Origin of the sequence: Jeotgalicoccus sp. ATCC 8456 (assembly GCF_016313225.1) — a bacterium.
Classification (GTDB): Bacteria; Bacillota; Bacilli; order Staphylococcales; family Salinicoccaceae; genus Jeotgalicoccus; species Jeotgalicoccus marinus.
This window is the reverse complement of the sequence record NZ_CP066224.1, coordinates 237,724-250,276: the sequence shown is the minus strand read 5'-3', so window position 1 is coordinate 250,276 and position 12,553 is coordinate 237,724. Positions and strand designations below refer to the sequence as shown.

The 12,553-nt window shown below is 35.2% G+C and carries 14 protein-coding genes; 2 read left to right on the top strand and 12 right to left on the bottom strand.

What is annotated here, in order from left to right:
* Positions 1-3: 3 nt before the first annotated feature.
* From ccsA to JEM45_RS01365, 8 genes are all read right to left on the bottom strand, one after another.
* Entirely contained in the window at positions 4-828 is an 825-nt protein-coding gene (gene ccsA, locus JEM45_RS01400; RefSeq protein ID WP_198687591.1) for a cytochrome c biogenesis protein CcsA, read from the bottom strand.
* 11 nt (positions 829-839) lie between these two features.
* The gene (gene hemA, locus JEM45_RS01395; protein WP_198687590.1) at positions 840-2,189 is read right to left on the bottom strand and encodes a glutamyl-tRNA reductase; all 1,350 of its coding nucleotides are present in this window, start codon (positions 2,187-2,189) and stop codon (positions 840-842) included.
* A 104-nt stretch (positions 2,190-2,293) separates the two neighbouring features.
* A complete protein-coding gene (yihA, locus tag JEM45_RS01390) occupies positions 2,294-2,881 on the bottom strand; it encodes a ribosome biogenesis GTP-binding protein YihA/YsxC (protein WP_026866228.1) in 588 nt (195 codons plus the stop codon).
* A gap of 50 nt (positions 2,882-2,931) precedes the next feature.
* Positions 2,932-4,188: an ATP-dependent Clp protease ATP-binding subunit ClpX gene (clpX, locus tag JEM45_RS01385; protein WP_198687589.1), complete on the bottom strand. Its 1,257-nt coding sequence runs from the start codon at positions 4,186-4,188 to the stop codon at positions 2,932-2,934.
* Between the two features lie 130 nt (positions 4,189-4,318).
* Complete coding sequence (gene tig, locus JEM45_RS01380; RefSeq protein ID WP_026866226.1) at positions 4,319-5,608, bottom strand: trigger factor; 1,290 nt, start codon at positions 5,606-5,608, stop codon at positions 4,319-4,321.
* A gap of 82 nt (positions 5,609-5,690) precedes the next feature.
* Entirely contained in the window at positions 5,691-6,065 is a 375-nt protein-coding gene (locus JEM45_RS01375) for a hypothetical protein (protein WP_198687588.1), read from the bottom strand.
* A 115-nt stretch (positions 6,066-6,180) separates the two neighbouring features.
* A complete protein-coding gene (locus JEM45_RS01370) occupies positions 6,181-6,639 on the bottom strand; it encodes a hypothetical protein (protein ID WP_198687587.1) in 459 nt (152 codons plus the stop codon).
* Positions 6,629-7,243 carry an NUDIX domain-containing protein gene (locus JEM45_RS01365; RefSeq protein ID WP_198687586.1) on the bottom strand — a complete coding sequence of 205 codons (615 nt, stop codon included), beginning with the start codon at positions 7,241-7,243 and terminating at the stop codon, positions 6,629-6,631. Before JEM45_RS01365 ends, JEM45_RS01370 begins: the two co-directional genes overlap by 11 nt.
* Before the next feature lie 217 nt (positions 7,244-7,460).
* On the opposite strand from JEM45_RS01365, the gene JEM45_RS01360 reads away from it, so the two are divergent.
* Entirely contained in the window at positions 7,461-7,685 is a 225-nt protein-coding gene (locus JEM45_RS01360) for a PhzF family phenazine biosynthesis protein (RefSeq protein WP_235678935.1), read from the top strand.
* 69 nt (positions 7,686-7,754) lie between these two features.
* Here JEM45_RS01360 and JEM45_RS01355 read toward each other — a convergent pair whose 3' ends face one another.
* The 4 genes from JEM45_RS01355 to JEM45_RS01340 all read right to left on the bottom strand — a co-directional run bounded on the left by JEM45_RS01355 (position 7,755) and on the right by JEM45_RS01340 (position 11,482).
* Complete coding sequence (locus tag JEM45_RS01355) at positions 7,755-8,309, bottom strand: VUT family protein (RefSeq protein ID WP_026866223.1); 555 nt, start codon at positions 8,307-8,309, stop codon at positions 7,755-7,757.
* Positions 8,310-8,437: 128 nt separating this feature from the next.
* Positions 8,438-9,781: a thermonuclease family protein gene (locus tag JEM45_RS01350; protein WP_198687584.1), complete on the bottom strand. Its 1,344-nt coding sequence runs from the start codon at positions 9,779-9,781 to the stop codon at positions 8,438-8,440.
* Positions 9,782-9,983: 202 nt separating this feature from the next.
* On the bottom strand, positions 9,984-10,469 hold the full coding sequence (locus tag JEM45_RS01345; protein WP_198687583.1) for a MepB family protein: 486 nt from the start codon (positions 10,467-10,469) through the stop codon (positions 9,984-9,986).
* A 152-nt stretch (positions 10,470-10,621) separates the two neighbouring features.
* The gene (locus JEM45_RS01340) at positions 10,622-11,482 is read right to left on the bottom strand and encodes an AraC family transcriptional regulator (RefSeq protein ID WP_198687582.1); all 861 of its coding nucleotides are present in this window, start codon (positions 11,480-11,482) and stop codon (positions 10,622-10,624) included.
* A 308-nt stretch (positions 11,483-11,790) separates the two neighbouring features.
* Between JEM45_RS01340 and JEM45_RS01335 the strand changes: the two genes are divergently transcribed.
* Positions 11,791-12,396, top strand: coding sequence for a DUF4352 domain-containing protein (locus JEM45_RS01335; protein ID WP_198687581.1), 606 nt, complete (start codon positions 11,791-11,793; stop codon positions 12,394-12,396).
* Positions 12,397-12,553: the final 157 nt, after the last annotated feature.

Genomic DNA, 12,553 nt, shown 5'->3' with positions numbered 1-12,553 from the left:
TCCTTATATTGACCAAAGATGAAAATCTGAGAACTCCGAAATAACCAGGTAGTTCAACATGACGAGAACAAAGGCTGCTGTACTGTAGACTGCAAACTTGGACGCATCATGATTTAATCGCATCTGTGCGAGAATTATTCCATAAATGACGATGACGACAAATGTACCGATCACCTTTAAGTCAGAAAATACTAGAGGCCCTAGTATCTGTAAGCCCCATACAATTCCTATTATAATACTTATCGTCAGTAAGATAACACCAATAAGGGAAAATCTAACCATTACTTTTTTGGCCGTTTCTATACTGAACAATGAGAAGAAAGTTCTATTGAATTTTTTCGTTTTTAAATTTCGTTCTTGAATTAAATATATGACTGAATGCACCATCGCAATAAAGAACATTACATAGGCTAATAAGGCACTGCCCACATGGACAATTAACAATTCATTCACCACATCTAGTGTCAAGGCTGTAGAACTAAAGTTCAGAGGTGAGAATGTGTAGAAGGTTAATAAGAATGTTGTAATCAATAAGTAAAACATGAACACAAACTCACTTTTCACCCTATAAAGATGTACAATACCGATTAAAATCAACACTAGACTTAAGGTGAAGATACCTTCAGAAAAAGTCAAAATAGGTATTCTTCTTAAGCTAATACCGAGTTGTATCACTGAAATAATATGCAGTACGACAGCAGGTGTCATAACATACAGAGAAGCCTTTCTGACTTGTCGATTTCTAGTAAATAAATCATATGACAGTGCAGAAAGGCTAATGAAATATAGCAGTAAGATAATTTCTTGTATACGGAACATTATGTCCATAAAATTCCACCTTACCAGTTAAGTCTCAATTCTTCTTTACGTGCACGTAACTTTTGTCTTTGTTTTTGGTCAGCTTCTAGACGTTGAGCCTTAACTTCTTCTTCAATATGGAACATCGCTTGAATGTCTTCAAGCTTGTCATCTCTATTTTTATCACCAGCGATTTCTTTAGTGAAGATAATTGGGTCTCTTAACATTTGATTAATGATACTCTTCATATGTTTTGAAACTACAGTACGTTCACGTTCAGACATTTCTGGTAACTTACGTTCTAAGGATTCAAAAGTATCACTGTGTATTTGTAATGCTTTTTTTCGCATTGCTTGAATGACGGGGACCACACCTTGGACTTGTAACCAGTCTTCAAACTCAGCAGTTGAACCGTCAATCATTGCCTTAATTTTTTCTGCTTCTTGTTCTCTTGTTTCAAGATTTGAATCAACGAGTCCTTGTAAATCATCAACGTTGTACATATATACATTGTCACAGCTTTCAATGGCCGGGTCAATGTCTCTAGGCATAGCGATATCAATTAAAATCAGTGGTGAACCGTTGCGGGTTTCATTTACTCGGTCCATCATTTCTTTATCAATTACAAAATCAGTAGAAGATGTGCTTGAGATCACGATATCAGCACTCTTCAATTCTTTTTCTAGATTCGCTAAACTATCCGCTCTACCATTAAATTTCTGACTTAACTTCTCAGCCTTTTCAATTGAACGGTTAATCACAACAAGGTCTTCAATACCGTTAGATGTAAGGTTTAATAGTGATTCTTCAGCCATTTCACCAGCACCGATTACGAGTACCTTACTCTCTTTAACATTTTGGAAGATACGTTTTGCTAATTCCACTGCAGCATAAGACATAGAAACAGCATTCTTAGAAATATCTGTTTCACTGTGTCCACGTTTAGCAACCGTAATCGCTTCTTTAAATAGCTTGTTAAAGATTGTACCTGTCGTATGTTCTTCTTGCGCTCTTAAAAAGGCATCACGAATCTGCCCAAGGATTTGAGTTTCCCCGAGTACGATCGAATCTAAGCCTGCTGTTACATTAAACAAATGTCTAACAGCATCATCTTGAACTTTTAGTTCAGTCATATTTTTAATGCGTTCGTAGTCTACACCGAACCAGTCTGCAAGGAATTTTCTCGTATAATAAGCGCCGGTATGCTCCTGATCACTTACAACGTAAAGTTCTGTACGGTTACACGTTGATAAAAGCGTCGCTTCTAAGACACTTTTTTGGTCTCGTAGTGCATGTAATGCTTCAACGACTTCACTATCTTGAAACGTTACTTTTTCTCTGTCCTCTACACTCGCTTGTTTATAGTTTAAACTTAATGCAATAATATGCACGGTCTTGCCCCCTCAAAACTCTAGTAAAAATGTATATACACAGTTTTACGAATAAATCATCTCACTATTTACAATAATTCTAATCTACCTATATTTCAAGTCTTCTAGATGAAGTTTTCTAAAGATGTCATAATTTCAGGTAGTTTTTCTTTATTTACAGATGAAAATGGAATAATTGTATCCCCATCTTCTAATTCTAGGTCTTCTTTAATAATTTTAATGTGTTTTTGCAGACGTGATTTGGCAATCTTATCCGATTTTGTCGCCACAATGACCACAGGTAATTCATAATGCTTCAAGAAGTCATACATTAAAATATCGTCTTGTGTCGGTGGATGACGGAGGTCGATGAGTTGGACGACACAGCTGAGATTTTCTCTCTCGGTGAGGTATTCTTCTATCATTCCGCCCCACTTTTCACGCTCTTTCTTAGACTGCTTGGCATAACCATAACCTGGAACGTCAACAAAGACGAACTTATTATCTGCATTGTAAAAGTTTAAGGTGATTGTCTTACCTGGTTTTGAAGATGTCCTTGCGACATTTTTTCTGCCACATATTGCATTAATAAATGAAGATTTACCAACATTAGAACGGCCACTAAGTGCGATTTCTTTGAGTCCAGTTTCTGGATATTGTGCCTTAGACACTGCTGAAATAATGATATCAACATTAGCTGGATTAATTTTCATGTGTTCACTTCCTTTAAAAAAGGCTGTCTATGACGACAGCCTCAAATTATTTATGCACTTTTCTTATCTGATTCAATGGCCTTACCATTTTCATCATATACTTCTGGTTCTTTTTCATCAGTTATCGTTTCTCTAGTGATAACAACTTTCTTGATGTCATCATTAGAAGGTACTTTAAACATAATGTCGACCATGCGTTCTTCGATGATTGAACGAAGACCACGAGCCCCAGTTTTTCTTTCAATTGCAAGTTCTGAGATTGCGTTGAGCGCATCCTCTTCAAACTCTAGTTCCACATCATCGATATTCATCATACGAGTGTACTGTTTAACTAAGGCATTTTTAGGCTCAGTAAGAATTGATTTCAATGCTTCAACATCAAGTTCTTCTAAGTTACTAATAATCGGTACGCGGCCGATGAATTCAGGAATAAGACCATAAGTTTGTAGGTCATCTGGTCTTACTTTAGCTAAGAGTGCATCCTTATCAGAGAAGTCTTCAGATGCTCCGCCGAAACCAATTACCTTATCACCAAGGCGGCGTTTAATGATATCTTCCATACCATCGAAGGCTCCACCTAAAATAAAGAGGATATTTGTCGTATCAATTTGGATAGACTCTTGGTTAGGGTGCTTACGGCCACCTTGTGGTGGCACACTTGCTGTTGTGCCTTCTAAAATTTTAAGTAAGGCTTGTTGTACACCTTCACCAGAAACATCTCTAGTGATTGATGTGTTTTCACTCTTACGCGCGATTTTATCGATCTCATCGACATAGATAATCCCTTGTTCAGCACGCTCAATGTCAAAGTCAGCAGCTTGAATTAAACGAAGTAGAATGTTTTCAACATCGTCGCCGACGTAACCTGCTTCAGTTAAACTTGTTGCATCTGCGATGGCAAATGGAACGTTTAAAGTACGTGCAAGTGTTTGAGCAAGTAGGGTTTTACCACTACCTGTTGGACCAATTAAAGCAATGTTAGACTTTTGGATTTCCACTTCTTCTTCACTCGCATTGTTGATACGTTTGTAGTGGTTGTACACGGCCACACTTAAGGCACGTTTCGCGTTAACTTGACCAATAACGTACTCATCTAATGCTTCTAAGATTTCTTGTGGTTTTGGAATGTAGTCGAAGACCGCTGTATCGTCTAACTTCAATTCCTCTTGTATGATTTCATAGCAGAGTTCAATACATTCGTTACAAATGTACACACCACTACCAGCAATTAACTTTTTGACTTGTTCTTGATCTTTACCGCAGAATGAGCAAGTAAGATCAGTATCGTCTTCGTTAAATTTAAACATTTATATACACCTCATTCTTAAGTTCCAAGTAAATATACTAGAAAAACAGCGGTAAATCAATTGACTTGCACATTGATGAAAAGCTCCACACTAAAGTGTAGAGCTTCTCTTTCTATTTTTATATTAGAATTTACTCAGCTTGTTTACGGTTATCAACTAAGATGTTTAATGCTTTTTGTAGTTTGACATCTTCTTTAATCATAGATGCATCACCTAAAGCTTTTTTAACATCATCAGCTGGCATACCGAATTGTTCTGCAAGACGGTTCACTTCGTTGTCAACATCTTCTTGTGTGATTTCGATGTTTTCATCTTCAGCGATTTGTCTTAACGTTAAGTTAGTACGAACGCGTTTTAAAGCATCTTCTTTCATTTGCTCACGTAGGGCGTTTTCATCTTGACCAGACAGTTGAGTGTACAGTTCAAGGTTTAAGCCTTGTTGTGAAAGATTAGCTTCAAATTCTTGTAGCATACGATCAGTTTCAGTATCTACCATTGCATCAGGTACATCAATTTCAGCGTTGTCAGCAGCTTGTGCAACTAAGCTTTCTTTTAATGTCACTTCAGCATTTTCTTCTTTTTGTTTTTGAACTTGTTCTTTAAGTTCAGCTTTTAATTCGTCAACTGTGTTTGCGTCACGACCTTCTAATTCGCTCACAAATTCATCAGTTAATTCTGGTGTTTCTTTTTGTTTAAGTGCGCTGACTTTAACTTGGAAGACAGCTTCTTTACCAGCTAACTCTTCAGCATGGTATTCTTCAGGGAAAGTCACAGTAACGTCTTTCTCTTCACCGATTTCCATACCTACCATTTGCTCTTCAAAGCCAGGAATGAATGAGTTAGAACCGATTTCTAGTTCGTAATCGTGTGCGTGTCCACCTTCGAAAGCCTCACCATCAACGAAACCGTGGAAGTCGATTGTCGCGATATCACCATTCTCAACAGTACCTTCTTCTTTAACTACTAAATCAGAGTACTCAGTTAAGATATGATCGATTTGGTGGTCAACTTCTTCGTCAGTGACTTCAGTGTCGATTTCTTCACCTTCAAGACCTTTGTATTCACCTAATTTAACTTCAGGTTCAACTGTAACTGTCGCTTTAAGAATAACGTCTTGACCTTTTTCGATTTGCTCTACATCTACATCTGGTTGAGCAACTGGGTTAATTCCAGCTTCTTCAACAGCTTTAGTGTAGTGTTCAGGTAGAAGAATATCTAAAGCATCTTGGTAAAGTGATTCTACACCAAAACGTTTTTCGAACATTTGACGTGGTACTTTACCTTTTCTGAAACCAGGGATAGAGATATCCTTGGATACTTTTTTAAATGCTGCATCTAAAGCAGTGTCTAATTCTTCACTAGGAATCGTGATTGTTAAAATTCCTTCATTTCCTTCTTGCTTTTCCCATGTTTGAGACATAATACAATTTCCTCCATCAAGTCGTTATTTTCAATTAACCAGTATATTATAACATATACTTAAGTTGTTTCAAATCATTGAATTACTGCTCATTTTCAAGCATAAATCTATCAATTTTTTCAATCCACTCTATCGCCTTTTGCTCTGCCTGTTCTACACTCTCTTGACCAAGCATTTCCTGTAGATATTGCGCGTAAGCAAGCGCCAGTTCGTGGTTTGTGAATTTTGGTTTAATCGGATAGATATATAAGAGATGTCCATACAGCATGTTTTCTGCTGCATCCTTAATAGATGGATTTGTGGCATCCAATATATCATATAGTTCGTCTAAAACTTCATTCACCAAGTAAAAATCTTCTAAGCTCGGTAGTTTCGCTGGTACGACAGTCGTTGAAATATTAAATTTCTTAACTTTTAGCTTATCATTGTCGTTTATGCTCCGCAAATATAAGAGCATTTGAGTGTAGACCATCGGCTCAGTTTCGGTTTTTATCTCGTCTAAGATTAAAGATTTATATGAGATATCAGTAAGTTCAGTAATATCCTCTAAAAACTCAATCTTATCGATGAAATCATAACCTTGATATTCTTTTTTTTGTTACCTTATCTCTTTTGACAGGCTCACGGTAGAAGACATTTAATTCATGACGCGCATGACCGAGACGCTGTTGAACTAAGAGTCTAAATTCATGTGGTAAGTCTTCCTTTAAAAGCTGTTCACAATACTGAATAACCTCTTGGAATCGTCCCATACCTGTCAATGCCTCTAGCATGAAATCCATGTGAGTTTCATAATTTCCTAAGCCGCGGTTCATTCTCATAAGTGCATGATCAATGACACTGTGATAAGCATCTAAGTTTAATAGCGCCTCATAATATAACTCTTCTAAATAATCACTAGGCTCTGTCAATTCAATATATTTCCGATAAGTTTGGACGTACTGATTATCTTCACCTTGATCAAAATAAGACTTTAAATCACGCTCGAACTTTGAAATAAAACGTTTATGTGTCGATATCTTATTGTCCATAGGCATCACGTATAATTAATTCACTCCATGATTCATATGGAGACATCGTTTCCAATAAATCATTTTCCACCCAGTTCAATTCAATCGTATCCGCCTCTTTGTTGACGATTTTTTCCTTATCCACTTCAACTTTTAAAACTAACCCAATGTGGACCTTGCCTACTTCGTTATCATCATCGTTGATTAAACCGTGAATTTCAATGTTTTTTACATCCTGTTCAGTTAAACCAACCTCTTCGTTTAACTCACGTGACGCGTTAATGCGAAGTTTATCTTCAATAGTAGAAACATCTTCAACATCGTTCATATGGCCACCAACACCAATCGATAACAAGCCGTGCAGTCTCTCTTCACCGCCACCCGTTAAGCGTTTGTAGACAAGCGTTTCGCCTTGATTGGCAATAATACAATAGCTGATCAACTGCTTGTAAGACGGATCCTCTTCCATATCCCCGCGGCGTTTTACTTGGAATTCTGAGAACTGTTTAACAATGTTCTTGTAACGATTATCATCCTTAGAGATAAAACCATTAAACGCATTTTTTTCGTTATCAAATAAAGTATTTCTATTTACGACTAGTATTTGTTCATCAAATTTACTCATGATAAGTCTCCTCACAGTTGAATCATAATGAATATATTTTTCATCATTTTCGACAATTATAATAACACAATTCAATATTGCTTACGAGCTATATACAATAACACTAATGTCGTAAAAAGTCACACCCCTATTGCGATTGTTATGAGTTTAGGTATTTATCGAAATCCTCTTGGAGACCCTGGTAGGTGATTTGGATTGATTCTTTGTATTGGTCGTCATGTATAATGACTGTCCGTTTGTCATATGTGTGTCTCGTACTTTTGCACCAAAACTTGGTGTAGCAGAAGATCCGGTGTGTGTATCAGGGCACTGTCATCTCGTACCGTTATGGGCACATAAATTAGGAAAGAAAGATATTGTAGCTTATCAAGCATCAAAACGCGGTGGGACATTAGTTTTTACTTATTATGAAGATACTGTTGAAATTTCAGGTCAGGCTTAGCTATTCTCAACCTCAATACTAAACATATAAAGATAAGCCCTTGAAGTGTTACTTCAAGGGCTTATCTAACTATGAATAAGAAAGCTTTTCATCCGCTTCTCTCTTAATGCCTCTAAATCCAAAATGAATAATAGCCAGTGTGATTAACTGTGACAATGTCTTAAATACTAATTGACCGAGCATTGCATATGGCACTTGCTCCCATGTTAGGATGCCTGTAAACAATGGTGATAGTCCAATTAAAATAAACACAACACTATCAACGAGTCCACCTAATATTCCAGATAGCATAATTCTGTTGTAGAAGCTGAGTTTAAATCTTGTAAAGATTTCTGTATCAACCACTTCTGATAAAACAAATGACAAACTTGATGCAATCGTGATTGGTAACATATCTCCGTAAAATATGGACATCAGTATGGATATACCTAATCCAATAGCAATGATGTAATATGTTTTTCTTCGTCCGAATTGTAGTTGTACTAAGTCTCTAAAGACGAATGTCAGTCCTACGAAAACTGTCCCCCACGGTATGATGAATATGCCTAAAACTAATGGTGCAAAATAAGCGGTAATAAAGTTAGCGATAACGATTGCTAATATATATAAGACAGGTCTTAACATGATTTTCCTCGATTCTAGATTTTATATATTTAATAAACATTCATTATATATTATATTGTGAATAACAAAAAGATGAGGATGCATTTCTACAATTTTGTAGATTACCATCCTCAAACTTCTCCTACTAATTATCTTTCACATGCCCAGCCGTCTTTATCTCTATCCATCTTCGGTTGGTAATCTGCATGATCACTTGAAACGCCATTCGGATGAACTGCCCTTAACTCAGTACAGTTATTAAAGAACTGTCCGCCGCCAGTATCTGCTGGTGGTGCTGTTATCGCATTATTTGTCGTCGAATCACTATTGCTTGGACTAGTTTCAACAGCAGGTTCACTCACGACTTCCTCTTCACTTTCTGAGTTAAACCCTTCTCCACCTTCATTGACATAGCCTGGTATAGACCAAATACCAATTTGCTGATCTTTGGCAATTTGTTCAGCAGCTCTAAATTCGTCTAAATATTTTTGTTGTTCATAAATGTAACCGACTCTTGCCAATCCTTCTTCTAGCAGAACTTCATGAACATTAGTATCCCCAACATATAAATAAACTAATTCTCGATCATAATGATCCGTCTTTGCACCTTCATCATACTCGATATATAATTGTTCTCCAGAATTGAGTAGTTCAGTTAGCCTAGCTGAAGCTTCTGGACCAAATGGTTCAACGGGTTTATTTGGATGCACAGTTTCAGGTGTATCAATAAGCAACAGTCTTAATTTCAATTCTTCATTTTGTTCATTTAGTACATTTACTGTGTCTCCATCCACTACCCTATAAAGGGTAACAGGAATTAATCCTTCTTTACTTGTCTCTTTTTCAGCTTTTTCCTTTGCAAGTCGTTCCTTTTCTTCTCGCTCTTTTGCTTTTTTCTCAGCAGCTAATCGTTCTTGTTCTTCTTTTTCAGCCTTTTCTTTCTCGGCTTTCTCTTTATCAGCCTTCTCTTTAGCAAGCTGTTCTTCTTTCTCTTTTTGCTCACGCTCAGCTTTTTCTTTAGCTGCGAGTGCTTCAGCTTCTTCCTTTTCTTTCTCTTCTAATTCTCGTTGTCTTTCTTGTTCATCATCACTATCTTCTTGTGTTACTTCATCATCGACACCTTCTGTATTCTCTACTTTTTCACCAGCTGTTGACTCATTTGAAGAAGTTTCGATTGAGTCGTCTGTCACACCAAAGAATATGAATAATGTGACTAACAGAATTAAACTATTGCGGTTAATTCTCTTAAAATTATTTTGTTTTTGCTTATTCTTTTGACGTCTAGCAGTAAGTAGACTCGTTATGTAACTGATTAAAACAAATAGTAATAAAGCTAACCAAAAATCTTGCATTCCTACGCTTGATGAAATCAAAGTGATCAATAATAGGAAAATAATACTAAAACTAATGCAAAAAATAGATGCACCTAACATCAACTTTTTGTCATCTCTAAGTTGACCATTTTCCATATATGGCTCTTTGTTTTCATACAATGTAGCCAGATACACTCCATAAACCACATATGAAATAATAAAACTTAGTACCGCTAAAAACAGAAAAAATCCTAACAATCTGCTCCCTCATTTTCAATATAATGTATATTATTATACCATTGAAAATGTATTTAGAAAACGAAATATTCATGTAGATTTAGATTAATAGTGTAAATTTAGGTAATTAAATTTTGGAGATAAATTAGTATAATATATTTATTTTCTCCTCACTTACATAACTAGTGAAATCAATGAAGTAATCATTTTGCCAGTTCTGTGTTCGCATAGCAGTTTTATTTAATTCATCTTCCCATGAAGGATATACTCTCATGGCCATTTTACCTTTAATATTATCCTTACTAATTATTTGTTTTTCTAGTAGCACCTCTCTAGGAAAAATGAATTGTCCTTTTTTATCTTGTTCCAATACTGTCACTATTAACTTTTCAGGGGTTTCTTCCCAAGTATATGGTCGATTCTTGTTATTCTTATCCTTCGTCCAAAATACTACAAAGTAACCTTTTTTATTTTCTGTCTTTTTAGACATTCTGTTTCTATATATTTGTTCCCCAATATAAAAATTACAGCTTTCATATTCAGTATTAAATGGTTCAGTTTCAATCGTATTTATTTCTGGTAATCCCACTGTCTCTGTAATTTTTTTCGTAAATAATACAGATTCAAACATTATTTCATAACTCCTTCTAATGGTCATTTATATATATTAACCACACTCATCATACATCAAAATCAAGATATTAAATTATACATTCATCACAATTCGTTGTATTTCAAAAGAAAAACAGGACGTTTTTATACGCCCTGTTAGAGATTTTATACTTAGTTTTTAACTGCTACCCATATTTCACTATAAGCGACATTTTTATTATCTTCATTAAATTTAGTGAAAGAAAACATCGGTATATCAGCTAAATCATATTCTGATTCTGGTAGCCATTCTGAATAAATTTTTGCGTAAGTATCTTGTAAAACTTTTGGAAATTCACCTTCATTTTCAAAGACGATCCACTTACTTTTATCGATATTAATGACATCAAGCTGATCGCTTATATTATCTACTGTCGTCAAGACACCAATCATATGGGTTAAATCGCCTTCTTCTTTGATAAAATCTTCATCTGCATCATACGAAACATTCACCACTTCTTTCGGTTCAATGTTCTGTACATCATGCATTTCTTTCCTTTGTGACTCCGTAATACTCTGTGCTAATTTTTCTATTTCCTTATTAACACCCTCATATTGCATAGGTACGCGTTTTTGAATACCCACTATTTTAAATACAGGTTGCTCCACAATTCTCGTTTTCATGTCTGTTCCTCCTTTTGTACTTATCGAAAAGGAAAGCTTAGGAAATGAAATTAAAACTTGTTCCTCAGCTATTTGAGAAGGCAGATACCCACTCCAAGATTTAAATGCTCTTGTAAACCCATCAACTGAGTAACCATATTTAGTTGCTACACTTGTTACTGCTTCATTGTTTAATAAATCAATGTTTGCAAAATGCAGTTTTCTCTTCTTTATATATACAGATAAACTCATGCCACTAAGAAAAATGAATAATTTTTTATAATGCTGTCCGGGCAATCCCACAAAATTTGAAATCTCACTTAAACTTAAATTGGATGTTAAATTCTCATCTATATAATCAATGGAATCATTCAGCTGCTTTAATATCATTTCCATCACCTTCTTTCTATATATTACTCATATACAATTGGAATCACTCGACATTACTTATATATATTTTATCGTATCTTGTTGTGTAGTTATCGTTACTTGAATGAAGAAATATGTTAATTTCACAATAAATAATAACAATTTTGGATAATTTAATATAATAAAACTTGCTGTGAGAATTAATACGGTAAAAATACAATGCAGTTTTGAGTTTTTATGTTTCATCATAGTATGTTAAATAACTAGGGCTATGCCCTATTATTTATAAAGTAAATTTACATATATTAGAATTATAAGAGGATTATGTTATGTCAGAGCAAGAAATGAAGTCACAGAAAAAACGTGGCGGATGTTTGAAATGGTTCATCATCATTTTATTAGTACTTGTACTAATGGGAGGTTGCATTGCTGTAATTGGTGGTGGTGATAATGCAACAAATACTACATCAGATGATGCTGATAACCAATCAGAAGAGTCTACTGATGAAAGTGAAGCTGAAGATACTGAGAAAGTTATTGAAGAAGAAACAGAAACTTCTGAAAGTAACTTATCTAGTGGAGATTCTGTAACAATTGATGATATTACTTTCACATTAGACGATGCGTACTACACAGATGAAAGAAATGAGTTTGCAGAAATTCAGCCAGATAATGTTCTAATGCTAGATGTAACTATACAGAACAACACTGATCAAGACTACCCTGTTGGTATGGATATACAATTGTATGTAGATGGTGGCAAGGCTGAAACTTATCCAGTAGCCACTTTAATGGATGGCGTATCTGCTGGACGTTCAATCTTAGGACAGCAATCCTTCGCTATTATAGGCGAGCCTTCTGAAATAGAATTAGAATTTTCACCTTTCATGAATTTTAGTGGTGAAAAAGCAATATATACCGTTACACCTGAATAAAATAATAAATTTAAGCAAGTTATAACGTTTTAACTCATTCTCTCATTAAAAAACTTATGCTAAATATATTCTTAATTTACATTTGTTTATTATTATAGACAAACCGCCTTGATGTCTTTCAAGGCGGTTATTATAATAAAAAATAAATACTGTTGCT